This is a genomic window from Bordetella sp. N, assembly GCF_001433395.1.
Lineage (GTDB): Bacteria > Pseudomonadota > Gammaproteobacteria > Burkholderiales > Burkholderiaceae_B > Bordetella_C.
The window spans coordinates 1,178,592-1,203,109 of record NZ_CP013111.1; the positions used below are offsets into that span (position 1 = coordinate 1,178,592).

At 65.8% G+C, this 24,518-nt stretch carries 22 protein-coding genes; 10 read left to right on the forward strand and 12 right to left on the reverse strand.

Annotation, left to right across the window (positions count from 1 at the left end):
• Positions 1–97 precede the first annotated feature (97 nt).
• The gene (locus tag ASB57_RS05130) at positions 98–997 is read left to right on the forward strand and encodes a LysR substrate-binding domain-containing protein (RefSeq protein WP_057651118.1); all 900 of its coding nucleotides are present in this window, start codon (positions 98–100) and stop codon (positions 995–997) included.
• Here ASB57_RS05130 and ASB57_RS05135 read toward each other — a convergent pair.
• The 7 genes from ASB57_RS05135 to ASB57_RS05165 form a co-directional block, all read right to left on the reverse strand.
• Positions 957–1,802: a helix-turn-helix transcriptional regulator gene (locus tag ASB57_RS05135; protein WP_057651119.1), complete on the reverse strand. Its 846-nt coding sequence runs from the start codon at positions 1,800–1,802 to the stop codon at positions 957–959. The two genes, ASB57_RS05130 and ASB57_RS05135, sit on opposite strands and share 41 nt — an antisense overlap.
• A gap of 4 nt (positions 1,803–1,806) precedes the next feature.
• A complete protein-coding gene (locus ASB57_RS05140; RefSeq protein WP_197424965.1) occupies positions 1,807–3,039 on the reverse strand; it encodes a low temperature requirement protein A in 1,233 nt (410 codons plus the stop codon).
• 144 nt (positions 3,040–3,183) lie between these two features.
• On the reverse strand, positions 3,184–4,095 hold the full coding sequence (locus ASB57_RS05145) for a sulfite exporter TauE/SafE family protein (protein ID WP_057651122.1): 912 nt from the start codon (positions 4,093–4,095) through the stop codon (positions 3,184–3,186).
• 286 nt (positions 4,096–4,381) lie between these two features.
• Positions 4,382–5,380, reverse strand: a complete 999-nt coding sequence (locus tag ASB57_RS05150) for a tripartite tricarboxylate transporter substrate binding protein (protein WP_057651124.1) — start codon at positions 5,378–5,380, stop codon at positions 4,382–4,384.
• A gap of 147 nt (positions 5,381–5,527) precedes the next feature.
• Positions 5,528–6,865 carry an FAD-binding oxidoreductase gene (locus ASB57_RS05155; protein ID WP_057651125.1) on the reverse strand — a complete coding sequence of 446 codons (1,338 nt, stop codon included), beginning with the start codon at positions 6,863–6,865 and terminating at the stop codon, positions 5,528–5,530.
• Between the two features lie 122 nt (positions 6,866–6,987).
• Positions 6,988–8,994: a hydantoinase B/oxoprolinase family protein gene (locus ASB57_RS05160; RefSeq protein WP_057651127.1), complete on the reverse strand. Its 2,007-nt coding sequence runs from the start codon at positions 8,992–8,994 to the stop codon at positions 6,988–6,990.
• Positions 8,991–11,042, reverse strand: a complete 2,052-nt coding sequence (locus tag ASB57_RS05165; RefSeq protein ID WP_057651129.1) for a hydantoinase/oxoprolinase family protein — start codon at positions 11,040–11,042, stop codon at positions 8,991–8,993. The genes ASB57_RS05160 and ASB57_RS05165 overlap by 4 nt, the downstream gene beginning before the upstream one ends.
• 107 nt (positions 11,043–11,149) lie before the next feature.
• Here ASB57_RS05165 and ASB57_RS05170 point away from each other — a divergent pair, with 107 nt between their 5' ends.
• Positions 11,150–11,797: an IclR family transcriptional regulator gene (locus ASB57_RS05170; RefSeq protein ID WP_057651131.1), complete on the forward strand. Its 648-nt coding sequence runs from the start codon at positions 11,150–11,152 to the stop codon at positions 11,795–11,797.
• 96 nt (positions 11,798–11,893) lie between these two features.
• Positions 11,894–12,145 (forward strand): hypothetical protein, encoded by a 252-nt coding sequence (locus ASB57_RS05175; RefSeq protein WP_057651133.1) that lies wholly within the window; start codon positions 11,894–11,896, stop codon positions 12,143–12,145.
• Here ASB57_RS05175 and ASB57_RS05180 read toward each other — a convergent pair.
• Positions 12,142–13,026 carry a helix-turn-helix domain-containing protein gene (locus tag ASB57_RS05180; protein WP_082621386.1) on the reverse strand — a complete coding sequence of 295 codons (885 nt, stop codon included), beginning with the start codon at positions 13,024–13,026 and terminating at the stop codon, positions 12,142–12,144. The two genes, ASB57_RS05175 and ASB57_RS05180, sit on opposite strands and share 4 nt — an antisense overlap.
• Before the next feature lie 168 nt (positions 13,027–13,194).
• On the opposite strand from ASB57_RS05180, the gene ASB57_RS05185 reads away from it, so the two are divergent.
• Entirely contained in the window at positions 13,195–14,409 is a 1,215-nt protein-coding gene (locus tag ASB57_RS05185; protein WP_057651134.1) for an MFS transporter, read from the forward strand.
• A 53-nt stretch (positions 14,410–14,462) separates the two neighbouring features.
• Here the strand turns inward: ASB57_RS05185 and ASB57_RS05190 are convergent, their stop codons facing one another.
• Both ASB57_RS05190 and ASB57_RS05195 read right to left on the reverse strand, forming a co-directional pair.
• A complete protein-coding gene (locus ASB57_RS05190; protein ID WP_057651137.1) occupies positions 14,463–15,842 on the reverse strand; it encodes an MmgE/PrpD family protein in 1,380 nt (459 codons plus the stop codon).
• A gap of 21 nt (positions 15,843–15,863) precedes the next feature.
• A complete protein-coding gene (locus ASB57_RS05195) occupies positions 15,864–16,853 on the reverse strand; it encodes a tripartite tricarboxylate transporter substrate binding protein (RefSeq protein ID WP_057651139.1) in 990 nt (329 codons plus the stop codon).
• A 198-nt stretch (positions 16,854–17,051) separates the two neighbouring features.
• Here ASB57_RS05195 and ASB57_RS05200 point away from each other — a divergent pair, with 198 nt between their 5' ends.
• Positions 17,052–18,245, forward strand: coding sequence for an MFS transporter (locus ASB57_RS05200; RefSeq protein ID WP_082621387.1), 1,194 nt, complete (start codon positions 17,052–17,054; stop codon positions 18,243–18,245).
• A 9-nt stretch (positions 18,246–18,254) separates the two neighbouring features.
• Here the strand turns inward: ASB57_RS05200 and ASB57_RS05205 are convergent, their stop codons facing one another.
• Positions 18,255–19,202 (reverse strand): dihydrodipicolinate synthase family protein, encoded by a 948-nt coding sequence (locus tag ASB57_RS05205; protein ID WP_057651140.1) that lies wholly within the window; start codon positions 19,200–19,202, stop codon positions 18,255–18,257.
• 130 nt (positions 19,203–19,332) lie between these two features.
• Between ASB57_RS05205 and ASB57_RS05210 the strand changes: the two genes are divergently transcribed.
• The 5 genes from ASB57_RS05210 to ASB57_RS05230 all read left to right on the forward strand — a co-directional run bounded on the left by ASB57_RS05210 (position 19,333) and on the right by ASB57_RS05230 (position 23,977).
• A complete protein-coding gene (locus tag ASB57_RS05210; protein ID WP_057651142.1) occupies positions 19,333–20,202 on the forward strand; it encodes a LysR family transcriptional regulator in 870 nt (289 codons plus the stop codon).
• A 105-nt stretch (positions 20,203–20,307) separates the two neighbouring features.
• Entirely contained in the window at positions 20,308–21,303 is a 996-nt protein-coding gene (locus ASB57_RS05215; protein WP_057651143.1) for a tripartite tricarboxylate transporter substrate binding protein, read from the forward strand.
• 96 nt (positions 21,304–21,399) lie between these two features.
• A complete protein-coding gene (locus ASB57_RS05220) occupies positions 21,400–22,203 on the forward strand; it encodes an alpha/beta fold hydrolase (RefSeq protein ID WP_057651146.1) in 804 nt (267 codons plus the stop codon).
• 21 nt (positions 22,204–22,224) lie between these two features.
• Positions 22,225–23,379, forward strand: coding sequence for an alpha-hydroxy acid oxidase (locus ASB57_RS05225; protein WP_057651148.1), 1,155 nt, complete (start codon positions 22,225–22,227; stop codon positions 23,377–23,379).
• Between the two features lie 118 nt (positions 23,380–23,497).
• Positions 23,498–23,977: a VOC family protein gene (locus ASB57_RS05230; protein ID WP_057651150.1), complete on the forward strand. Its 480-nt coding sequence runs from the start codon at positions 23,498–23,500 to the stop codon at positions 23,975–23,977.
• Between the two features lie 13 nt (positions 23,978–23,990).
• On the opposite strand, the gene ASB57_RS05235 is transcribed toward ASB57_RS05230, so the two are convergent.
• Positions 23,991–24,404, reverse strand: coding sequence for an Rrf2 family transcriptional regulator (locus tag ASB57_RS05235; protein WP_057651152.1), 414 nt, complete (start codon positions 24,402–24,404; stop codon positions 23,991–23,993).
• Positions 24,405–24,518: the final 114 nt, after the last annotated feature.

Sequence of the window (24,518 nt, forward strand, 5' to 3'; positions counted from 1 at the left end):
ATGCAGGAAATTCAGGGAAAATTCGTTTTATGAAGTCTAGTCGTCTGTTTCGCACGTATAAAATGGATTTTTCTCAGGTAACGCATGAGTTTTTTGAATGAATCCGCGCACCTTGACGCCGTCCATGTCGCTGTTGCTGGCCTTCGAGTCCTCGGCCCGGCACCTTAGCTACACCCGGGCGGCGGCCGAACTGTCGCTGACCCAAAGCGCGGTCAGCCGGCAGGTCCAGGCCCTGGAAGACCTGCTGCAGATCCAGTTGTTCGAGCGCAAGGGGCGTTCCATCGTGCTGACCGACGCCGGCCGGATCTATATGCGCGAGGTCGGCGTGGCCATCGGCCGCATCCGCAATGCGACCCTGCAGGTGACGGCCATGCAGTCCGGCGGCGGCAGCATCAACCTGGCGCTGTTGCCCACCTTCGGCGCCAAGTGGCTGATGCCGCGCCTGCATGATTTCTATTCCGCCAATCCCAATGTACTGGTGCATCTGCATTCGCGCATCGGCGATTTCGACCTGGACGCGGCGGGCATGGATGCGGTGATCCGGGCGGAGGAAGGCCCCATCGCCGGACTGGTCTCGCATCGCTTGCTGGAAGAACAGCTGGTCCTGGTGGCCAGCCCGGCCTTGCTGGCGAAGCATCCCATCGCCGGCCCGGACGATTTGCGCGATGTCCTGCTGCTGCGGGTCGCCAGCCGCGCCAACGTCTGGTCGGAATGGTTCGACGCGCAAGGCAGGACGCCGCGCCAGCTGGTGTTCGGGCCGACCTTCGAGGTGACGTCCCATTTGATCCAGGCGGTGGCCACGGGCATAGGCGTGGGGCTGGTGCCGGACTTTCTCGTGGAAGAAGAACTGGCGTCCGGCAAACTGGTCGCGCCGGTCGACTTCCGCTATCCCAGCGGCAAGCATTACCAGTTCGCCTATCCGGCGCACAAGGCGGCGTATGCGCCGCTGGCGGCCTTCAGGGACTGGTTGCTGGCGGCGCCTGCATCAGCGCCCTGACGCGCTCGGTGTCCGCCGGCGTGGCCGGGTTGTAGACGATCATGCTCAGGTCCGGGCGGCCGTCCACCGCGAAGGCGGAGTACTCCAGTGCCAGCGGACCCAGCACGGGATGGCGCAGGCGCTTGACGCCGCCACCGTGCGAGCTGACATCGTTATCACTCCACATGCGCGCGAAGTCCGGACTGCGGCGGGTGAGTTCATCCACCAGGGGCTGGACTTCGACCGCGGCGCCGGCCCGTGCCGTGGTGGCGCGGAAGACACTGACGACGAAGCGGGCCACGCTCTCCCAGTCTTCCTGCGCGGCGCGCACGGACGGATTGAGGAAGATGAAACGCAGCACATTGCGTTCTTCCGGCGGCAAGGCGCCGTAGTCTGTCAGCAATATCGTCGCGGCCCGATTCCAGCCGACGATGTGCCACGTGGCCGTGTGCACCAGGGCCGGGCAGGGATTCAGCGCGTCCAGCACGCGTTGCAGCCGCGGCGTGATGCCTTCGTCCTTGCGATAACGGACTTCCGGCTGATGGCCCAGCGCGAGCAGGAACAGGTGCTCCCGTTCCACTTCCGTCAGCATGAGCGCGCTGGCGATGCGGTCCAGCACGTCCGCCGACGGCGCGCCGCCCCGGCCTTGTTCCAGCCACGTGTACCAGGTGGGGCTGATATTGGCGCGCAGCGCGACTTCTTCCCGCCGCAGGCCGGGCGTGCGGCGGCGTCCGGCCGGCAGCCCGAAGGCGGCGGGATCTAGCTTGGAACGCCTGTCCTTGAGATAGACGCCAAGGGGATTGGCCTGCGTGGCGATGTCGTTCATCGTGTCAGGCCCCGCGCCGTCCGGACAGCTCGCTGCCGGCGACCGTCAAGGTCGGCGCCAGCATCAGGATCACCAGGCATAGCGCGATGCTGGCGCCCGCCGCGGCCGCGCCCAGCGCGACAGCGACGAAGACGAGATTGCCGAGCAGCATGGCGACGCGTGGCGCCGCGGAGCGCGGCACCAGGTAGCGATGCAGTCCATGAACGAGTATCAGGAACAAACCGACCGGGATGGCGCTGCACAGCACCGTCGCCACGGGGCCGATATGCGATTCATGCTCGATGGCATAGGCGGCCACATGCAGGCCGGCGCCCGTCGCGACGATGGCGGCGACGATGAAGATCTGCCCATAGCCCCACACGAAAGACCGGTCGCGGTGCGCGCGCAGAACCTCGGCCGACGGCAGCAGGTAGTAGATCCACCACATGCCGAACGTCAGGCCGATGCCGGCCAGGCAGACCAGGCCGGCGTCCAGGCTCCAGCCTTGCACTTCGACGACGGCCGCCAGGCCGGCGATGGTGCCGACCACGCCTTCGCCCAGGGCGATCAGCGCGAACAGGCTGTAGCGTTCGGCGATGTGATGGGCGTGCCAGGGCGTGCCGTCGCCGATGCGCTCCGCGATGACGGGGCCGGCCAGTTCGATGATGGCCAGGACGGCCGCGAACAGCAGCGTGACGGCCACCGAGGTGTCGAGAATGATCTGCACCACCCAGCCGACCTGGGCGATGGCGATGGCCGTCGCATAGGTCAGGCAGGCGCGCCGCCTTGCGGGGTCCTGCCGGGCAGCACGCAGCCATTGGGTCAGCATGGCGACGCGCATGATGACGTAGCCCAGCACGATGATGGTGTCGTCCAGATGCGCGCCCTTGTCGACGGAGTCGAACAGGCGCGGCAGGCCGGTCGCCAGAACCAGCACGCCGGTCATCTGCACCATGGTGACCAGGCGGAAGATCCAGTCGTCGGTGTCGTACGCGGACGAGAACCACGAGAAATTGATCCACGCCCAGCAGATGGCGAAGCTGGCGAAGCCGAAGCCCACCAGCGCCGTGCCGAAATGCCCTTGCGCCAGGGCATGGGCCAGCTGGGCCGCGGCCAGGCCGAAGCAGGTGGCGAAGGTCAGGTCGAACAGGCCTTCCAGCGGGGTGGCGGTGCGGTGTCTTTCCTGCGGATCGTGGCCGGCCATGCGGCGCAGGCGGTGTGGCGGCGCGGCGGCCGCGGGGGTGGCGTCGGTATCCATGTTCGATCCGGGGGGAGATAGCCGCACATTGTACGGACCGGAAGGGGATTATTCCGCGATCCTGCTTACGGGTGACTGGCGTGGGTGGGGCCCCTGGGTCGGGGCGTCGGCCCGGATATCAGCGCCGGATACCGGACCCAGGCATCAGCCCCAAACGCGCCAGACGAGCACGCCGGCCACGACGACGCAGATGGCGGCGAAGCCGCGCTGCAATGCCGCTTGCGGCACGCGCGAGGCGAACAGGCGGCCGCCGGCCATGCCGGCGATGGCGGCGCCGACGAAAGCCCATTCGATGGTCGTCAGCACCAGCCCGTGAGCAGCGGCTGTCATCACGGTGAAGGCGGAGACCAGGGCGATTACCATCAAGGACGTGGGAACGATGCTGCGCATGCGCGCGTCGCTGTAGTGGGTCAGGGCGGGCACGATGACGAAGCCGCCGCCCACGCCCAGCAGGCCTGAACAGACGCCGGATACCGCGCCTATCGACCCGAGGGTCATGGCGGCGCGGCGGGTCCAGATGAATTTGCCGGTGGCGGGAGACAGGCGGCAGGGCTTGGCGGGAATGGCCGAGTCCAGTTCGCCGATGGCGGCGGCGCCCCCGGTGGCTCCGGTAGCGCCAGTGGCTCCGACGGCCCCAGGGGCCACAGTGCTCCCGGTAGCTCCAGTAGCCCGAGTGGCCCCGGTGGCCTCGGCCTTGGCGGCGTTACGGGCCTGGCGCGCCATGCGGGCGGCGACGATCAGCATCACGGCCGCGAAGGCCAGGCTCAGCCAGGCGGCGGGCAATTGATGCGCGAGCATCAGTCCCAATGGCGCCGTGATGCCGCCGGCGATCGCCATCAGGGTGGCGGCCTTGTAGCGCACCAGTCCATGGCGCAAGCCCTGGAGCGCGCCCAGGGCGGCCGCGGAACCGACGGCGATCAGTGCCACGGGCGCGGCTTCGGCCAGGCCCAGATGCAGGCCGAACATCAGGGCAGGGACGGCGAGTATGCCGCCGCCGGCGCCGGTCAATCCGAGCAGCGCACCTATGGCAAGGCCGAGGAAAATCGCGGTGAACACGCTTCATTACCTAATGAAATAAGCATATGAGTTTAAATCATTAAGTGGGATTTGTGCTGATCCGCTGCGGCGGAGGGGCGGCGGCGGGCGCCGCCGCCGTTAATGTGGCCGGCCGCCGCGCGCCGGTTGGCCGCGCCGGGAGCCCGCCGGCAGCCCCCGGTAGCAAATCGGCCACCCCCTGGCAGCGCGTCCATGGCGCGTCGGCCGCGAGTCGGCGGCGCATCGGCCTACGCGCCAGCAAGCCCATTGTCTTCCGCGGCCCCAGGCCGCGGAAACCCAGCTATCCCTACGACGGCGTGATGCCCGCCGCTTCCACATACCCCTTCCAGCGCACCTTGTCCTGCTGCACGAAAGCGTCGACCTCCTTCGGCGTCGATGCCGGATAGATCAGAAAGCCCTGGTCGGCATACGTCTTCTGCACCTTGGGCTTGTCGATCGACTTCTGGAATTCCTGGTTCAGCAAGGTAATCACGCTGTCCGGCGTCTTGCGCGGGGCGAACACGCCGTGCCACGTGACGATCTCGTAATCGGTCTTGGTGACGCTGGCGATGGTCGGCAGCTGCGGCGCCCAGGGCAGGGGCTCCTTGCTGGATACCGCCAGCGCGACCAGCTTGCCGGACCGCACCAGCGGATCCACCGCCGACCAGGCATCGATGTGAAAACTGTTGCGCCCGGCGGCGAGGTCGGACATGGCGGTCATGTCCTTGTACGGCACATGCAGGATCCCCGGCGCGCCAATCGCGCGGGCAAACGTCGCGCCGGCGATGTGGCTGGAAGCACCGATCCCATAGGAACTGAAACTGCGCTGAGACGGATCCTTGCGCAGATACGCAATGAAGTCCTGAATGTTGTTGATACCCAGCGACGTCGGCACCACCAGCACCAACGGCAATTTCGCCGTCCGCGAGATCGCCGCGAAATCATGGTCAGGATCGAAGGGCATCACCTTGTACACGTAAGGATTGATGCAGAAAGGCGTCGCGGTGGAATAGAGCAGGGTCTGCCCATCAGGCCGCGCCACGGCCACCTGGCGCGTGCCGATATTGCCAGCGGCGCCAGCCTTGTTCTCCACGACGAAATTGCCGTGCAAACGTTCGGCGACGTCGCTGATCAACAGGCGGGCAAGGATGTCGGTGCTGCCGCCCGAGCCATAAGGCACGATGACGCTGACCGGACCGGAGGGATACCCGCCGCCCTGGGCCAAGGCGGAACGGGACAAAGGAAGCGCGCTGGCTCCCAACAGGCAGGACAGCATTTTCAAGGCACTGCGACGTGGCTGGTTCACGGATCACTCCTGATTATCTTGTTTCCGTCCGATCCCTTATTCACGGCGCCGGCCTGCTGGCCGTCGTCCGCATCGGACGTGTCCACATTTCCGCATCTACAAGCATCTACAAATGCGGGCTTGCTGCGTCTACCTCGCGGCCGCCTTTCAGCGGGCCCTCCAGTGGTCGTAGGCATCACGGGCCTGGTACCAGGTGCCGATGGCGAACAGGAACCACGTATTGCCGGAATAGAAAGGATGGCCGGGAATCTCCCCCATGTCGAAGGCGTTGATGGGTGCGCGCGCTTGCGCGGCGATCTTGCGTCCCAGGCTGTGGCCCAGGTAGCTCATCATGGCCACGCCGCTGCCGTTGCAGCCGAGCGCGTAATGCAGACCGTCGGCGCCGCCGATATGCGGCATCGAGTCCAGTGTCATGGCGACCTTGCCGCCCCAGCTGTGCGAGATGCGCGTTCCCGCCAATTGGGGAAAGCGCTTGAGCATGGCCCGGTGCAGCAGGCGGGCCGTGGTCTCCTCGCTGGTGGGCGTGAACCGCGCACGCCCGCCGAACAGCAGGCGGCGGCCATCGGGCGACAGGCGGTAATGGTTGACCACGCGGCGCGACTCCGACACGGCGCGGTTGGTCGGCAGGATCTCTTGCGCCAGGCCCGCCGGCAGCTCGTCGGTGGCGATCATGTACGTCATGATGGGCACCACCTTGCGATCCAGGCCGTCCATCGCGGCGCCGGTATAGCCATTGGTGGCGATCACCACCTGGCCCGCTCGCACGGTCCCGCGCGCGCTGGTGACGTCATAACCGCCACCCGGCACGCGGGCAATCTTTTGCACGGGTGCCTGCCCGTAGACCTTGGCGCCCGCCGCGCGTGCCGCGGCCAGCATGCCGCCGTAAAGCTGCGCCGGATGCAAATGGCCGGCACGTTCGATCAGGGCGGCGCCGTGGTAAACCGACGAGCCGATTTCCGCGCCCAGCGCCTCGCGGGGAATCATGCGCGCGCGCGAGCTGGTGTTGGCGTTGAGCTGCGCCATGCGGCTTTGCCAGGCCTCGTAATGCTGCGGCAGCCACATGGTGGTGAGCCGGCCCGTGGGTTGCCAGCCGCACTGGATGCCGTGCTTCTCTATCAATCCCACCACGTAGGACATGGCGGCGTCGGCATCGCGCAAGCGGGCGGACAGGCGTTCGGTACGTTGAGCGTCGCTTTCGCCCACCGCGGCCAGCGCCTTCTTCTGCACGTTGACCCCGCCCGACACCTGGCCGCCGGAGCGGGTGCTGGCGCCTATGCCCGGGCGTTCGGCTTCCAGCACGATGGCGTTTATGCCGGCCTCGCGCAGGGTCAGGGCGCAGCAGATGCCGGTATAGCCGGCGCCGATGATGACGACATCGGCGCTGGCGGGCAGCGCGTCGTCACCGGTCTCGGGCGGCGTGTAGGCCTCCCACCAATAGGGCAGCTTGCGAAAGTCCGATGAAAAGATATCGGCGGACGAGGCCATGCCATGCTCCTTGCTTGCCGTGGCATGCGCACGCCACGATCATCGGCCCGTATCGCGGGCCAGCGATGATCGTAGCGGCGCAGCCGGCGTTGACTATGGGCGTTTACCCGGCCTTGCCACGTTCAGGCACGCGCCGCGATGGCCGCAGGCCTGGGCAGGTCGGCGTAGCGCTCGGCCAGTTCGGCATAGATGCGGTCGATGTCGGCGGCGCCGCCATCGGACGGCGGCGCGGTGTCCTTGAGCGCCGCGAACATCTGATGCTTGACGAAGTGCCGCCAGCTGACCGGCAACGCTGCCATGATGCGGCTCATGGTGTCGTAGCGCGCGCTGGTCCAGATGCTTTCGAAGCGGCTGCGTCCAGGCCCGAAGTCGAAGTGGCCATCCTGCTTCTGCTGGTCGGCGCGCAGGCCGCGGGTCGCGCTTTCGTCAACCGTGAGGTCCGCGGCCAGCACCACGCCATAAGCATTGCGGGCGTGCGCGATCGACACGAAGCCGCAGCGCACGTCTTCGATCACCTGTTCGACCGGCCGCTCGTAGGGATGGCCGTAGCCGCCGCCGGCCGGTCCTTCCAGCCGGATGACGTCGCCGGGAGCGCAGTTGACCAGGTCCGTGTTGCGCAGCTCCTCCGGCTTGGCGGAATCCGGATTGCGGGTGAAGCGCGAGTTGGCGCCGGCCTTGCCGCCGACCACGCCCCATGCCGCCAGTTCCGACCGGTTGCGGTTGCGCGCGGTGACCACGCCATTGGGCGCCAGCACCTTGAACTCCATGGTGGCGGCATTGCCGCCGCGCAGGCGGCCCGCGCCGCCGGTGTCGGGCACCAGGCCATAGCGGATGATTTCGACGGGCACTTCGGCCTCGTTGATCTCCACCGGCGTGTTCTTCAAGAAGGCGTTGTTGGCGCCGCAGCCCTCCACGCCGTCGTATTCAGGGCCCGCGCCGGCGCCGCCGCCGCAAGGTCCGATGGAGGACAGCACCTGGCGTCCTTCGCGCGTGGCCGTCTTGACGTTGAGCAGGGTCGATCCGCCCGCGGGGCAGGCCGGCAAACGGTCGGGCAGGGCGCGGTTGAACACGCCGAACGTGCAGGCCTGGATCACGGCGGCCATCAGGCTGCGCATGCCCACTGCGGCGGGCGCATGGGGATTGACCACCGAGCCTTCGGGCAGCACGGCATGGCAGGGACGCACGGAGCCGAAGTTCAGCATATTGCGCGGCGCCAGCGAGTGCATGACGTAGATCAGGCCCACGGTGATGACCGAGTGATGGCCGTCGCCGCCGGTGGGCACGTTCAGGGACGAAGCCACCTGCGGATCGCTGCCGGTGAAGTCCAGGGTCAGCTCATCGCCGCGCACGCGCAAGGTGATGTGGATGCGGCAGGGATAGCCGCCCACCGAGTCCTCGTCGGCGTATTCCGAAAATTCGTAGTCGCCATCGGGGATGTCGGTGATCAGCGCGCGGGTCTGCTTTTCCGCGTAATCGAGGATGGCCTCGGCGCCCTGCATGAATTCGTCGACGCCGAAGCGGTCGATGATTTCATGGACCTTGCGCTCGCCGACGTTCAACGCGGCGATCTGGGCGTTGAGATCGCCCTGGTTCTGGTCCGGCATGCGCACGTTGACTTCAAGGATGCGCAGCAGCTTTTCGTCGATGACGCCGTCGCGCATCAGCAGCATGGGCGGAATGCGGATGCCTTCCTGGTGTACCTCGGTAAGCGTGCGCGACAGGGATGCCGGCACCGCGCCGCCCATATCGGTATTGTGGATGTGCGTGCCGACGAAGCACACCAGCCGGCCGTCGCGGAAGATCGGCTTCCATACGTGCATGTCGGGCGTATGGGTGGAGACGAAGCCGCTGTACGGATCGTTGGTCAGGTAGATGTCGCCTTCGCGGTAATCATCCGTCATCTGGATGACGCGGCCGTAATCCAGCCCGGTGTACCAGGTGGCGCCGAAGGTCTTGGGCGACGCGAAGGTCTTGCCGGAAGGCGTCATCAGCTGGGCCGAAAAGTCTTCGGTTTCCTTGACGAAGGTGGAGTAGGCCGTGCGCATCAGCGTGTAGCCCATGGCCTCGGCGGCGGCGGTGCAGTGGTTGGCCAGCACCTGCAAGCGGAAATTGTCCACGGTTTGACTCACGACGCATCTCCTTCGGCGCTGATGCGCAGGTTGGCGTACTCATCGACCCTGCACACATGGTGGGACGGGATCACCGTCGTGCAATCGTCCTGCGTGACGATGGCGGGTCCGTTGAACTGCTGGCCGGCGCTCAGGGCCGTGCGGCTGTATAGGTCGACATCGCGCTGGCCGCCGTCCAGCCAGACGCTTACCTGGCGTTCCGGCGTCGGCGCGCCCGCACGCGGCTCCTGGCGCGGAAAGCGCGGCTTGTCGTTGTTGCCGGCAATCACCACGCGCAGGCTGACGACCTGCATCGGCGCGCGTTCGTCGGCGTGCCCATACAGCCGCCGGTGTACGGCGTGGAAGGCCTGGCCCACCGCCGCGACGTCGCCGGCGGCCAGATGCGCGGGGTCCAGAGGCGTGTCGATTTCGTAGGATTGGCCGCGATAGCGCATCTCGGCGGAGTAGGTCAGTTCGGCCTGGTCGATGTGGCCTTGCTCCTGGCGCAGCCAGTCCTCGGCGCGCGCGCGCAAGGTGGCGAACTCGTCGCGGATGGTGGCCAGGTTGGCGGGCGTCAGGTCGGTATAGACGGTCTTGAGGAAGTCGCTCTTGAGGTCGGCGATCAGGCCGCCCAGCGCGCTGAGCGTGCCGGGCGAGGGCGGTACGACGGTTTCCTTGACCTTGATTTCGCGGGCCAGGAAGCAGCCCAGCATGGGGCCGGCGCCCCCGAAGGCCAGCACGGCATATTCGCGCGGGTCGATACCGTAGCGCGATACCAGTCCGCTGACTTCCGAGTACATGCCCGACACGGCGATCTGGATGATGGCTTCCGCCGTTTCCTCGATGCCGCGGCCCAGCTGGTCGGCCAGTTCGCCGACGGCTTTGCGCGAGGCCTCGACATCGACCTCGACGGCCTTGTAGCCAAGATCGGAATGCCCCACCAGGCCGCAGCAGACGAAAGCATCGGTGATGGTGGCGCGGGTGCCGCCGCGCCGGTAGCAGGCCGGACCGGGCCGCGAGCCGGCGCTTTCCGGGCCCACCTTGAGTACGCCCAGGGGGTCGACCCAGGCGATCGAGCCGCCGCCTTCGCCCACCGACGACACGGACACCGAGGGGATGTGGATCTGGAAGTCGCCGATCAATTCGCCGACGCCGTATTGCGGCTTGCCGTCGATGATGACCGCGATGTCGGCGCTGGTGCCGCCGATGTCCAGGCTCAGGCAGCGCGGAATATCCGCGGTGGCGGCGACGTGGGCGGCGCCGATCACGCCGGCGGCGGTGCCGGACAGGATCATCTGCACGCAGTCGCGCTTGCCCTGTTCGGCCGTCATCACGCCGCCGTTGGACTTGGTCAGGCGCGGCTCGGGCTGCACGCCGACATTTTTCAGGGCAGCTTGCAGCGAGCCCAGATAGTGCGCCACGCGCGGCTGCACATAGCCGCCGATCACGGCGGTGATGGTGCGCTCGTATTCGCGGATGATGGGCCAGGTTTCGCTGGAGCAGGACACGGGCAGGTCAGGCGCCAGGGTGGCGATGAGTTCCTTGACCCGTAGCTCGTGCTCCGGATTGCGATAAGCGTGCAGCAGGGAAATGACGATCCCTTCGGCGCCCGCCGCCTGCGCCGCGCGCACCGCGCGCTCCACGCTGCCTTCGTCCAGCGGCTTGCGTATCGAGCCGTCGGGCGCCATGCGCTCGTCGATGCCGAACACCATGCTGCGCTTGATCAGCGGCGCCGGCCGGCGCGACAGCAAGTGGTACATGTCCGGGGTTTTAAGCCTGGCCAGCTCCAGCACGTCGCAGAAATTCTGCGTGGCGAAGAGGGCCAGCTTGAGTCCCTTGCGCTGGATGACCGTGTTGATGCCGACGGTCGTGCCATGCGTGAAATAGCTGATCTGGCTGGGTTGGATGCCGTAGCGCTCGCCCAGCATGCGCACCCCGGCGATGACTTCCTCGCCCGGCTGATCGGGGCGGGAGAAAACTTTCAGGCTCTTGATTTCGCCGCTGTCTTCGTCGAAGACGGCGAAGTCCGTGAATGAGCCGCCGATGTCGACGCCAACTCGATACCCCATGAATACCCCCGATGTTGCCGGACCGGTAAGGGAGGAGCCCCTTGCCGACCCGCACAAGATGGACTATTATTTTCACTAGATGAACAAATCTTTCACCCAGTGATCAAATGAATGATAATAGGTCGGTCCAGAGGTGTCTAGCCGTTCTGCGCGCTTTTCGCGCCGGCCCAGGGCAATCCCTAACTACGCTGTCGCAGACCGTGGATCTGCCGCATGCGACCGTGCTTCGCCTGCTGAACACGCTGCAAGGTGAGGGCTATGTGCGCAAGGAAGGCACGCGCTGGTCGCTGACCCCGCAACTGCTGGAGATCGGTTTCGCGGCGCTGGCCAATACCGGGGTGGACGATCTGATTCAGGGCTCCCTGCAGGCGCTGGCGGACCGCTGCGACGGCACGGTCAACATCGGCGAGCAGGCCAAGGACAACGTGATCATCATCGCGCGGGCCAGTTCGGCGACGGAGCGCCGCAAGATTCTCGTCGTCAATCTGCGGGTGGGCAGTTCGCTGCCGCCCAGCAGCGCGCTGGGGTCCGCCCTGGGGCTGCCGGCGGCGCAATGGTCCATCGCCAGGTATCCCGACCGGCGCGTCACCACTGTGGGTATCGCCTTGTTCTCCAGCGCTACGCGGGCCTTGTCGCTGGGGCTGTCCATCAATGACGAAGACTACGACGCGGCCCGCATCGAAGCGGAACTGCTGCCGCTGATGCGTGCCGAGCGCGACCAGATACTGCGACTAATGCATCTCGGTTCCGTCTGAGACGTTAATCGGGTTCGGGTTACTGACCCGTCGGCGCGTCAACACTGCGACGCGCGGGGAATGTTCCTTCTAACTCGGTCGCGGAAGTCGGAAAAAATGTCTTATCAGTTCAAACTTATCTATAACCTGCAGGACGCGTCACGCCACGAGAACTTGACGGACGAGTTGCTCAGATTGCTCAAGTACAACGGCTGCGAGGAAGTGACGTTGGCGTGGAAGCAGGGCAACTTCATCGCGCTCGCGTTCGATCGTGACGCCGTCAGCATGGACGATGCGGTGGCGCAGGCCGTCCTGGAAGTCAGCCGCGTGGTGCGGGTAGATCAGCTGGTGCGGGTGCAGGCGGGTTAGGGTGTGGCGTCGCCATGCCTGCCCGCTTCGTCGCGCTGCGCGAGGGTGGCGAAGTATTTGCCTGGCGGCTTGCCCAGCGACTTCTTGAACATGCTGATGAAAGCGGTGACCGAGTCGTAGCCCAGGGCTTCGGCCACGCGCTGCACGGTCTGGCCCGCCGACAGATGGTGCAAAGCAACGATCAGATGCAGCTGCTGGCGCCAACGGCCAAAGGTCAGGCCTGTCTCCTGCCGGATCAGGCGAGCGAGCGTTCGTTCGCTGGTGGCCACTACCTGGCCCCATTCGGCCAGCGTGCGTCGATCGGCGGGATCGTCCGACAGCATTTTCGCGATGCGCCGCAGGCGCGGTTCAACGGACGTAGGCAGACGCAGCTGTTCGCGCGGCATGCGCGCCAACTCGTCCAGCAGGACCATGGCCAGGCGGCCGGTGGGGCTGTCGACGGTGTATTCGGAAGGCAGGTCCGCCAGATGCAGGACCAATTCGCGCACCAGCGGCGAGATGGCCAAGGTGCAGCAGTGGCCGGGCAGATCGGCGACACCCGGCTGCACGAACAGATAGCCCATGCGCGCGTTCGCGGTGGCGCGAATGCTGTGAGGCAACTCGCTGGGCACCCACACCGCGCACGCCGGCGGCACCATCCAGACGCCGTCCGGCACCTCGCACACCACGCCTCCCTGCAAGGCCACCACCAACTGCCCCTGAGGGTGGCGATGGGTCGGCACTTCGGCGCGATGATCCGCTGCCCGCACACGGACGCCGAACACCGGACCCAGCCGGGGGCTGTCCTCGAAGATCTTTAGCGGGCCCAGCAGCACGCCTTCCGGCGTGGCGGGATCGGTGAGCGCGAATTTATTGGGAAGCGGGCGGGTGCGCGAGGGCATCGGTGGCAGGCGTTCCGCAGCATGACGGACGGCTTGGCTGGATTTAGCGATTTCTTGTCATCTTAGCTGAATTCAGGATATGCCCTGGGGCGATATGGTTATGCACCACGGTACCCGTGCGCGTCATTGGTGTCTGGCGCATGCGGAATCCCAATTGACGGCTACACCATGACAAAAATTGATATTCCACTGCGCTCTCCCGGGCGCATCGTTTTCCTGATTGCTGGTTTGCTACTGATCGCGAGCAATCTGCGCGCGCCCGTTACCGGCCTTGCGCCCATCCTTGGGGTACTGCAGGCGCAGTTCGCCTTGTCGCCCGCGCAGGCGGGCATGCTGACCACCTTGCCCTTATTGGCATTTGGCTTCATCTCCCCGTTCGCCGCCTTGCTGGCGCGCGAATACGGACTGGAGCGCACCCTGTTCGCGGCCATGTGGCTGGTGGCCGGCGGCCTGCTGGTGCGATCGATCGGGCCGCTGTGGTGTCTGTATCTGGGCACCGCCATCAGCGGGTCCGGCATCGCCGTCGGCAATGTGCTGATGCCCAGCCTGGTCAAGCGCGACTTCCCCGCGCGCGTGCCCCTGGTGATGGGGGCCTGCGCGCTGACCATGGGTGGCATCGCGGCGCTGGTGTCGGGCTGCATCGTGCCTTTGACGGCCGCCTGGGGCTGGCAGGGCGCCCTGGCCGCGACGATCCTGTTTCCACTGGCCGCGGTGGCCGTCTGGACCACCCAGCTGCGCGCCCATACGGGGCCGGCACGCGATACGGCGACGCCGCCCCATGGCGGCACCGTGTGGCACTCCGCGCTGGCCTGGCAGGTGACCCTGTTCATGGGCTTCAACTCCCTGCTGTATTACGTCCTGATCAGCTGGCTGCCGGCTATCCTGGCGGACGCGGGCTATACGCCGGCCGAGGCGGGGGCGGTGCATGGCGGCATGCAGTTCGCGGCGGCCGTGCCCGGCATCGTGCTGGCGCCGCTGGTGGGACGCATGAAGGACCAGACCAGGGTGGCCGCGGCGATGGGCCTGATGATGGCGGTCGGCTTGCTGGGGCTGCTGTTCGTGCCGGCGGGCGCCACGGCGTGGGCATTGCTGTATGGCTTCGGCTCCGGCGGCGGCATTCTGCTGGCGCTGATCTTCATGGGACTGCGCGCGGCGAACGCGCGCCAGGCGGCGGCCTTGTCCGGCATGGCGCAGTGCGTGGGCTATCTGCTGGCCGCCTGCGGGCCTGCCTTGGTCGGCAAGCTGCACACATTGACCGGCGCCTGGACCCTGCCTTTGGCGGTAGGCGTGGCTCTGTCGCTGGCCATGGCGGGGTTCGGCGCGCTTGCCGGCCGGGCCCGGCAGATCGGCGATGTCCCGACCGTTGAGAATCGCATGGCATGAAATAGGAAACGCCCTACAGGTAGGGCGTTTCCGGGCTACTCAACGTTTGACCATCAACGTCCGAATGGTGAGAAGTCCACCTTCTCGCTATCGAACACCTGGTCGATATGGCCCAGCAAGGCCTGGCTGGCCGCCGCCGTCAGGCCGCCGTAGGCGCAGTTTGCATGGAACTTGTGCGTCAGGTCGTCGTCGCTGAGCGGATGATCGACGCCGCCCTTGAAATAGCCTTGGCGGAATTCGTGCACCTTGCCGTCGGTCAGCGTCACCTTGACGTGGCCGGTGAACTGCTTCGGATAGGGGTTCGCCGGATCGACGACGTACGTCACCTTGCGCGCCAGCGCGACGATGTCCGCCTGCTTGACGATGTCGTCGTCGTATTCGCCCAGGCCGGCGTCATCGCGCAGGATGGCCACCGCGATGGCATAGGGCACGCTGAATTTCGCGGCGTAGGCATTGGGCGGCGCCTGCTTCGCATCCAGCGGTTCCCACAGGCGATGCAGCACGCCCTCGGCCGCTTCGCACTCGATGCTGGCGATGGTGGCCGGGTCCAGGCCAAGCTGGCCGAACGCGCGGGCGCAGTCGATATAGGGGTGGCACATGGTGCCGCAGGCATAGGGCTTGAAGGCGATCGTGGGCCAGATCCATTTGTCGCCGAAGCCGTCCAGCATGGCGTCGAAGTCGCCGTCCAGGGTGTTGGCGAAGCCATGGAACACGCCGTGGCTGCCCTCGAATACCGTGCGCGGGCCTTTGAAGCCGCCCAGCGCCAGGCGCACGGCACGGTAGCCGGATTGCGCCGCCCAGCCCGGGTGCAGGCGCTTGGTCCAGGAACCGTCGGCCAGATATTCGATGATGCCGGACGCCAGGCTGCCGGCGATGCCGAAGGCGTCGGTGAGCTGCTGCTCGGTAAGCCGCAGGGCGGCGCCGACACCCGCCACCGCGCCGAAGACGCCGAAGACCGCGGTGGGATGGAAGCCGGCCTTGTGGGTCTTGGTCGGCGCCACGGCGCACAGACGGCACATGACCTCCGCGCCGACCGCCATGCCGCGCAGGAAATCGCTGCCGCTGAAGCCATGGCGTTCCGCGGCGGCCGCCAGGGCGGGCACGATCACGACGCCGGCGTGGACGGGCCCGCCTTCGTAGGTGTCGTCGAAGTCTTCGCCATGGGCCGCGGTGCCGTTGACGAAGGCCGCGTCTTGCACGCCCAGGCGGCGCGCGTGGCCGAAGACCGTGCAGGGGCCGTCCTGGTCGATGGCATCGAGCGCGGCGCGCACGTAGGGCTGGGCGCGCGCGGCGACGGCGATGCCGGCGATATCCAGCAGCATGCGGCGGCCGGTGGCGCGCGCTTCGGCGGTTTGCTCGGGCCGCGCGCGGACGATGCCCTGCGCCAGGCGTTGCGAGATCGAGACTGCGGGAAGGGAATGCTTGTCAGACATGATGGGGTTTCCTGCTACGGTTCAATCCAGGGAAATATTGTTCTCGTGGGCCACGCGCTTCCAGGTTTCGATGTCCTGGGCGATGTAGTCGCCGAATTGTTGGGACGACATCGACATCGCATCCACGCCCAGGTTCTGCAAACGCTGCAGGAAGTCCGGCGATTTCAGGATGTCGTTGACGGTCTCGTTCAGCTTGGCCGTGATGGCGGGCGGCAGGCCGGCGGGGCCGACCAGGCCGTACCAGGTCGTCGCCTGCATCTTGGGATAGCCCTGTTCGGCGAACGTGGGCACATCGGGGATGGTGGGATTGCGCTTGTCGCCGGTCACCGCCAGGGGCAGGGCCTTGCCGGACTTGATTACCGCCAGGCCCGCGGCGACGCCGGGAAAGACGGACTGCACGCGGCCGCCGATCATGTCGGTCTGCGCCTCGGTCATGCTCTTGTAGGGCACCGGCAGGTCCTTGAAGCCCGCCATGGATTTGAATTCCTCCATGGCCAGGTGATTGAGCGTGCCGTTGCCCGAGGTGCCGTAGCTCAGCGTGTCGCCGTGCGCCTTGGCATAGGAGATGAACTCCGCCAGGGTCTTCGCCGGCACCGCGGGGGTGGTGAGCAGCACATTGGCCGTGCCGCCGATCATGGCGATGGGCGTGAAGCTCTTGACCGGGTCATAGGGCGTCTTGCGCACGGCGGGGTTGGTGCCGTGCGTGGCCACGTAGGCCACCATCAGGGTGTAGCCGTCCGGCTTGGCGCGCGCGGTGTCGGTGGTGCCTATCGTGCCGCCAGCGCCGCCCTGGTTGTCGACGTAGAACGTCTGTCCCAGACGCTTGCTGAGCTGCTCCGCCAGGGAGCGCGCCATGATGTCGACGCCGCCGCCCGCGCCTTGAGGGGCGATGACGCGGACCTTGTGATCGGGATACGCGGATTCCGCTTGGGCCAGCGGCACGAGGGCCAGCAAGCTGAGCGCGGACAGGGCGCGGGCCAGCCGGCGGGCCGCTGGATGGGGCTTGTGCATGGGTAAGTCTCCTCTCTGGCTCCGCCGGGGGGAACGGAGCGTCTTGAAAAACGGTTTCCCGGGTCGGTGCCCGTGAATACTCGTCGATTGTCTGATCGTATACGAAATACAATTTTCAGGACAAGGGGTAGAGCGGGTAGATGCGCCATCTATGACATCATTTAGGACTTTCCCTAATAGCCGCCTCGCTACCGTCCCATGAAAAGCAGTGAAAACGCGCTGCCCGCCGCCGCGGCGCGCGCCGATGTCCTGGCTGTCCGTCGCGCCACCTGGGCCACCATGGCCCAGTTCTTCGTCAACGGCGCCACCTTCGCCACCTGGGGGGTCTGGATTCCGGTGCTGAAGGCCAATTTCCAGGTGTCCGACGCCGTGCTGTCGCTGGCCATGCTGGCCGTGTCGGCGGGCGCCATCCTGGCGATGAACGGCGTCGGCCGCTGGGTGGGACGGGCGGGCAGTGCCCGCGTGCTGGCCGTCAGCGGCCTGGCTTACTCGATCATGCTGGTGATCATTCCCTGGGCCCCATACTTCCCGCTGCTGCTGGTGATCCTGGTCCTGTTCGGCATGGGCATGGCTGCGTTCGACGTCGCCATGAACGTGCAGGCCGCCACGGTGGAGGCGCGTTCGGGCAAGCCCGTCATGTCCACCTTGCACGGCATGTTCAGCCTTGGCGGCATGGCTGGCGCGGGCCTTGGGGGCTTGCTGATGGGCGCCGGTGTCTCACTGCAGCTGCACGGCTTCGTGATCGCCGCGATGACCGTGCTGGCGGCCTTGCTGGCGACGTCCTATTTGTTGACCGATGCCGAATCCCACACGGAAGAGGGCCACACCAGCGTGGCCGGCGGCATTCCGCGCGTGCTCTGGATTCTCGGCGCCGTCGCGTTTCTGGGACTGGTCTGCGAGGGGGCCATGTACGACTGGGCCGCCGTCTATATGCGCGACGTGGCCGGCGCGCCGACGGCGCAAAGCGGCTACGGTTATGCGACGTTCGCCACCGGCATGGCGGTCGGCCGCTTCAGCGCGGATCTGCTGCGGCGTCGTTTCAGCGACGAGCGCCTGATGACCGTCAGCGCCTGGCTGGGCTGCGCCGGCATGACCCTGGTCATCGCGGCGCCGTGGCCCTGGCCCAGCCTGGTGGGATTCACCTTGATGGGCCTGGGCGTGGCCAACCTGATGCCTTTCTTCTTCCTGGCGGGCGCCAAGCTGCCGGGCATGAGCCCGGCAGCCGGTGTCGCGGGTGTCGCGCGTTTTGCCTACGTCGGCATGTTGTTTGGGCCGCCGTTGATCGGCGGCATTACCCACGCCACCTCCTTGCGCATCGCCTTGGCGCTGGTCGCGCTGACGATGGGGTGGATCGCGCTGGCGGGGATCAGGCGGGTGTGCCGTCTGGGATGACGCCAGGCGTCAATCCACCGCCAGGGTCCTGGCATTCGGGACGGTAAATCCATCTGCCTTCAAGGCGGCGGACAGCTTGCCCGCCTGGGTGTCGTCCAGCTCCACCAGCGGGGGCCGTACCGTGGCCCAGGCGGCATCGCCCGAATGGTCGGCCAGGGTCCGCTTCATGGCGGGGATGATGGGCACGGACTGGAAGATGGCGCGCGTCTTGTCCAGGGCCGCCTGTTGCGCGTCTGCGGCCTTGGCGTCCTCATTCCAGCTGCGGTAGAGCCGGTTGATGGCGCCAGGGTTGACGTTGCCCGTGGCGGTGATGCAGCCCGCGCCGCCCCCGCGCATATTCGCCAGCAGGAACGTTTCGCTGCCCGCGAACACGCTGAAATCCGGACTCTGGAAATGCTTCAGCATGAGCTCGGTATTGTTCCAGTCACCCGAGCTGTCCTTGATGCCGGCGATGATCTTGCCGTGCCGCGCGATCAGGCGTTCGATGAGGTTGGCGGACAGCGGCACCTGGCTGACGGGCGGGATGTGATAGACGTACAGGCGCAGTCGGTCGTCGCCGACGCCGTCGATGACGGTCGAGAAAAAGCGGAACAGGCCTTCATCGCTGACGCCCTTGTAGTAGAAGGGCGGCAACATCAACACGCCCGCGCAGCCCGCTTTCACGGCATGGGACGTCAATGCGATGCTTTCCGGCAGATTGCACAAGCCCGTGCCCGGCATCAACACATTTCCCGGGATGCCGGCTTCCAGCAAAGCCTGCAGCAAATCCTGTTTTTCCTGCACCGACAGGGAATTCGCTTCGGAATTCGTGCCGAAGACCGACAGGCCTACGCCTTGGTCCGCCAGCCAGCGGCAATGCTTGATGAAGCGTTGAGTCGACGTCGCGCCTTGTTTGTCGAACGGGGTCAACACTGGTGAGAACACACCGGTGAGCGCGCGGGCGGCGGTTGCGGTCATTGCAGGTCTCCTGGACAGGTTGTGAGTGCCATGGGCAGCCGGCCATTATTCTTCGGCCGTGCTGAATCATGGCATCACTCCGTTAATATTCAAACATTAAAAATATTAACGACCGAGACAAGGGCAAGGCATGGATACCCGCTATCTGCAAAGCTTTGTGGCGATCTGCGACCATGGTTCCTTCGCCGAGGCCGCAAGGGTTTTGAATCTGACGCCGGCCGCCCTGGCGGCGCGGATCAAGACGCTGGAAGAAGAAATCGGCACGCCATTGCTGACCCGCGCGGGACGGGTGGCGCGGCCCACCGAGGCGGGTGTGCGCATCGTCGACCGCATCCGCGCGATGCTGAAGGACGCGCGGTCCCTGCGGGCCATCGCCAACAACGATGAACAATTGGGCGAATTGCGCCTGGGCGTGGCGACGTCCACCCTGGCGGAATTGACGCCGCAATTGCTCAAGCGCCTCTACCTGCTGCATCCCACCCTGCGGATCTACGTCGAGTCGGGCGCGTCGACCTATTTATATAACCGCGTGGTGTCGCGCGACCTCGATGCGGCCATCATGGCCGAGCCGGTGCACGCTTCGCCCAAGGGGTTTGAATGGATGCTGCTCAAGGAGGAGAAGCTGGTTTTGATCGCGCCGCCGGCCATGCAGGGCATGGATGCGAACCATCTGCTGGCCACGCAGCCTTTCCTGCGTTTCGACCGATCGTTGCGAGGAGGACAGGCGGTTGAGACCTATCTGCGGCGGCACGGCATCCAGCCGCAGGAACGCCTGGAGATCGATACCCTGATCACGATCGCTTATCTGGTGCGGGATGGCATCGGCGTGTCGCTGGTGCCGGACTGGTCGCCCGGATGGCTGGAAAGCCTGGGCGTGGTGCGCATGGTCTTGCCGGAGGCGACGCCTATGCGGCGGATGGGCGTGTTCTGGGATGCCAACGGCGTCAGCGCGGCAATGGTGCGGACCCTGCTGGAAGAAACCCGGCACCTGCCTGTCTGAGCGCCGAGATATGCCCAGTAAAGTTTTATCCTGAATATCAAATAATCTTCCCTGCGCCTGCGACCCGTTTCCTAGAATTTGCAAAAAAGCACAAGGAGACAGGCGATGGCATTCTTTTCCACGGCCCTGGCCGGCAAGCGTGTATTACGGATGTTGGGCGCGGCGGCCTTGAGTCTGGCCGCATGCGCCGGCGCCGCGCGCGCGGCATATCCGGATCGCCCGATCCGGCTTATCGTGCCCACGGGCGCCGGCGGCATCACGGACGTCCTGGCCCGCCTGGTGGGGCAGCATCTGGGCACGCAGCTTGGACAACCCGTCGTTGTCGAGAACAAGGCAGGGGCCAGCGGCGTCATCGGGTCCCAGTTCGTGGCGCAAGCCAGTCCGGACGGGTATACCCTGCTGTTCGCGTTCCCTACGCACGTGGCCAACCCCAGCACTATCAAGTCCTTGCCTTATGACACGGCGAACGATTTCACGCCGATCGGACGGGTAGGGCAGGTGACGGAAGTGCTGCTGGTCAACAAGGATAGCGACATCCACACGGTGGCTGACTTGTTGAAGAAGGCGCGCGATTCGAAGAGCCGGCTCAACTATGGCTCGGTAGGCGCCGGCAGCCAGGGCGATATCTGCACGCTGGTATTCGAGGCGCAGGCCGGCATCAAGCTGGAAGCGGTCCCGTACAAGAGCGAACCGGAAATGCTCACGGCCTTGATACGCAACGACCTGCAGGTGGCGTTCACGTCGCCGCCGGCGGCGTTGCCGCAGATCCGCGCTGGCAAGGTGCGCGCGGTGGCGGTATCGTCGGCCCAGCGGCTGGCGCAGTTGCCGGACGTTCCGACGGTGGCCGAAGCCGGGTTGAAGGGCTATGACGTCACTGGCTGGAATGGCTTGTTCGCGCCCAAGGGAACGCCCAAGCCTGTCATCGATGCGCTGAACCGCGCCTTGAATCAGGCCTTGAAGGATCGCACGGTGATCGAGCAATTCCAGTCCCTGGGTGTGCCCGTGCTGGGCGGGACACCGGAGCAGTTGCAGCAAGCGGTGGTGCGCGACATCACGATGATCAAACAGACTTTGGGATCGGTGGGATATACGCCGCAGTAAGCGGCGGCTTTAGGGGCCTCGGCCTGCCGCGTTCCATCGACCAATCAATATTTGTGTCCTGTTTTCTGGTTCAACGATTCTTCTGGAGTTTCACCCATGCCTTTCCTGGATCTTGCCGACGACTTCAAGCCCTACTACGAGATACATGACGCCACGGATCCATGGACCCAGCCGGAGACGGTGCTCTTCGTCCATGGTTTCACCGAAAGCACGGAAGCGTTCCGGGCCTGGGTGCCTTATCTGTCGCGCAAATATCGGGTCGTGACGTATGACCTGCGGGGCTTCGGCAAGACGGCGCCCGTGGACAGCGATTTCAAATATTCCACTGAGCTGTACGTGGACGATATGGTGCGCGTCATCAATCATCTGGCGGGGCAGCCGGTCCACATCGTGGGATTCAAGAGCGGTTGCATCAGCACCATGCGCCTGGCGGCGACGCGCCCGGATCTGGTCCGCTCGATCACCCTGGCTTGCCCGCCCATGGTCGCGCCCGGCGGCGCCGATTGGCAACCTTTCATGGAAGAACATGGCATGCGGGCCTGGGCACGCAAAACCATGCCGTCCCGTCTGGGCCACGACGCGCCCTTGCGCGCCATCGATTGGTGGACGGACCTGATGGGCGCGACATCGATCACGACGGCGCGTGCCTACCTGCGCTGGGTGGGCACCACGGAGGCGGGCAAGGACATGCCGGCCATCAAATGCCCCACGCTCGTGATCCTGACCAAGCTGTCGGCGCAGACCAATGCCGCCGCCGGCCAGGTGCCGCCGGACGTGGTGCGCAAGGGCCTGCCACAGGCGGAAGTCCTGCTGCTGGACCTGGATTGCTACCATCCCGCGGCCTCGCATCCGGATATCTGCGCGCCGGCCATGTTGGCGTTCCTGCAAAAACTGGGTTGATGCGAGGGATGCTGCATAGCCATGCGTCGTAGACTCGCTGCTTGCCTGAACCTGGATGATTTCGAGGATCAGGCGCGCCGCCGTCTGCCGCGCCCGATCTTCGGTTACGTCCATGCGGCGGCGGAGGATCGCCGCGCGCATGACGGCAATCGCGCCGCGTTCGGCAAGCATCGCCTGGTGACGCGCGTGCTGGTGGATGCGACGGGACGCAGCGCGGCGGTAGACCTGCTGGGCGAGCGTTATGCGCAGCCCTTCGGCATGGCGCCGGTGGGGCTCAGCGCGCTGTACACCTACCGTGGCGATTGCGTGCTGGCTCAGGTCGCGGCGCAGCGCGGCATTCCGATGGTGATGAGCGCCTCCTCCCTGATCCCGATGGAGGAGGTGATAAAGGTGTATCCCTCCGCCTGGTTCCAGGCTTATGTGCCGGGGGATCGCGCGAAGATGGAAGCCTTGATCGCGCGCATCCGCAATGCGGGCTTTCGGACCTTGGTCATTACTTTGGATACGCCTGCGTACCCCAACAAGGAGGCCTACATCCGTAGCGGCTTCACCAGTCCTTTGGTGCCGTCGCCAGGATTGGCCTGGCAGGGCCTGACGCATCCCGCCTGGACCTTGGGTACCTTCATGCGCACCTTGATGCGGCATGGGATGCCGCACTTCGAGAACAATTACGCGACCCGGGGCGTGGCCATCATCGCTCGCAACGTCGAGCGCGGCTTCGCCGACCGGGGCAATCTGGGTTGGGATCATCTGGCGCGTATACGCCAGCTGTGGCCGCACAAGCTGGTGGTCAAGGGCGTGCTCGATCCCAGGGACGCGCTGCTGGCGCGCGCGGCTGGCGTGGACGGCATTATCGTCTCGAATCACGGTGGCCGTCAGCTCGACGATGCCGCGGCGCCGTTGGATATGCTCCCCGAGATCGTGCGCGCCTGTCCGGACATTCCCGTCATGCTGGATGGCGGCATCCGCCGCGGCACAGATGTCCTGAAAGCCCTGGCGCTGGGCGCGGCCTTCGTTTTTGCCGGCCGTCCCTTCGCCTACGCCGCGGCCACGGCAGGCGCGGCGGGGGTGGCGCGCGCGGTGGACCTGCTGGCGGCGGAAGTGGACCGCGATATGGTGATGATGGGATTGCGCCGCGTCAGCGATCTGAGCGTGGAAAATCTGCGACCGGCCTGACGCGCGACGCGATGGAAGAGCAGCATCGTCGCGGGGGCGGGCATGGTATGAGCACGCTTGCGCATAGAATGGTCGGACAGGGACGCAGCACCCCGACATTCCCGCAAGGAGACTGACGATGGTAGCCAAGAACACGATTTGTCTTTGGTTCGACGGTACGGCGCTGGAAGCCGCCACGTTTTATGCGAAGACCTTCCCGGATAGTGAAGTCGTCGCGGTGCATCATGCACCGGGCGATTTCCCATCAGGTAGCGAGGGTGTGGTCCTGATGGTGCAATTCACCGTCCTGGGCATCCCATGCGTAGGCTTGAACGGCGGCCCTGCCTTCAAGCATACGGAGGCGTTCTCGTTCCAGGTATCGACCGAGGATCAGGCCGAAACCGATCGCTATTGGAATGCCATCGTCGGCAACGGCGGCCAGGAAAGCGACTGCGGCTGGTGCCGCGATAAATGGGGCTTGTCGTGGCAGATCACGCCGCGCGTCCTGATGGAGGCGGTCACCGACCCCGATCGCGCCGCCGCCCAGCGGGCGTTCGAGGCGATGATGCACATGAAAAAAATCGACGTCGCCAAGATCGAAGCCGCGCGGCGCGGCTGACAGCGCGGCCAGGCTATTGGTCGAAATCCTTGGCGACCATCGCCAGGGTCAAGCGGCCGAAATTTTCCAGGATGGCTTGCTCGGCCTCACGCAGGGTCGCGGACAGGTGCGCGTTCACGGAGCGCTCGATCAGGCACTCCGGATGATCCTCGGACACCAGTTCTGAAAACAACGGCGGTGCGCCGACGGCACGATAGACATCGAGCAGGGTGATCGCGTCGAGCTCGACCGTGAGCACCCAGCCGCCGCCATGTCCTTTTTCCGATTGGACGTAGCCGCTCTCCCGCAGCCCGCTCAAGAGCCGGCGCACGACGACGGGATTGGTGCGCAGCATTGCCGCGAGAGCTTCGGACGTCAGTGGCCCCTCGGCGCGAGCCATATGAATCAGTGCGTGCAGTACCCGCGACAAGCGGCTATCCGTTCTCAAGAGGCGCCTTCCATTCAGGGAACATTTGAAGTTGCAAGAAATGTAGCACATGGATATCATGCAACTCATGGAGTTTCGTGATGCCTTCAGCGCATCGCTTTCTGACTGTGAAGG

Bases quoted from the DNA above. Each gene is read 5' to 3' on its own strand.
- ASB57_RS05200 (WP_082621387.1), top strand. From the start codon at position 17,052: ATGAAAAGCAGTGAAAACGCGCTGCCCGCCGCCGCGGCGCGCGCCGAT.
- ASB57_RS05230 (WP_057651150.1), top strand. From the start codon at position 23,498: ATGGTAGCCAAGAACACGATTTGTCTTTGGTTCGACGGTACGGCGCTG.
- ASB57_RS05190 (WP_057651137.1), bottom strand. From the start codon at position 15,842: ATGTCTGACAAGCATTCCCTTCCCGCAGTCTCGATCTCGCAACGCCTG.
- ASB57_RS05140 (WP_197424965.1), bottom strand. From the start codon at position 3,039: ATGGATACCGACGCCACCCCCGCGGCCGCCGCGCCGCCACACCGCCTG.
- ASB57_RS05170 (WP_057651131.1), top strand. From the start codon at position 11,150: ATGAATGATAATAGGTCGGTCCAGAGGTGTCTAGCCGTTCTGCGCGCT.
- ASB57_RS05165 (WP_057651129.1), bottom strand. From the start codon at position 11,042: ATGGGGTATCGAGTTGGCGTCGACATCGGCGGCTCATTCACGGACTTC.
- ASB57_RS05220 (WP_057651146.1), top strand. From the start codon at position 21,400: ATGCCTTTCCTGGATCTTGCCGACGACTTCAAGCCCTACTACGAGATA.
- ASB57_RS05195 (WP_057651139.1), bottom strand. From the start codon at position 16,853: ATGCACAAGCCCCATCCAGCGGCCCGCCGGCTGGCCCGCGCCCTGTCC.
- ASB57_RS05215 (WP_057651143.1), top strand. From the start codon at position 20,308: ATGGCATTCTTTTCCACGGCCCTGGCCGGCAAGCGTGTATTACGGATG.
- ASB57_RS05135 (WP_057651119.1), bottom strand. From the start codon at position 1,802: ATGAACGACATCGCCACGCAGGCCAATCCCCTTGGCGTCTATCTCAAG.
- ASB57_RS05130 (WP_057651118.1), top strand. From the start codon at position 98: ATGAATCCGCGCACCTTGACGCCGTCCATGTCGCTGTTGCTGGCCTTC.
- ASB57_RS05185 (WP_057651134.1), top strand. From the start codon at position 13,195: ATGACAAAAATTGATATTCCACTGCGCTCTCCCGGGCGCATCGTTTTC.
- ASB57_RS05205 (WP_057651140.1), bottom strand. From the start codon at position 19,202: ATGACCGCAACCGCCGCCCGCGCGCTCACCGGTGTGTTCTCACCAGTG.
- ASB57_RS05210 (WP_057651142.1), top strand. From the start codon at position 19,333: ATGGATACCCGCTATCTGCAAAGCTTTGTGGCGATCTGCGACCATGGT.
- ASB57_RS05175 (WP_057651133.1), top strand. From the start codon at position 11,894: ATGTCTTATCAGTTCAAACTTATCTATAACCTGCAGGACGCGTCACGC.
- ASB57_RS05180 (WP_082621386.1), bottom strand. From the start codon at position 13,026: ATGCCCTCGCGCACCCGCCCGCTTCCCAATAAATTCGCGCTCACCGAT.
- ASB57_RS05225 (WP_057651148.1), top strand. From the start codon at position 22,225: ATGCGTCGTAGACTCGCTGCTTGCCTGAACCTGGATGATTTCGAGGAT.
- ASB57_RS05155 (WP_057651125.1), bottom strand. From the start codon at position 6,865: ATGGCCTCGTCCGCCGATATCTTTTCATCGGACTTTCGCAAGCTGCCC.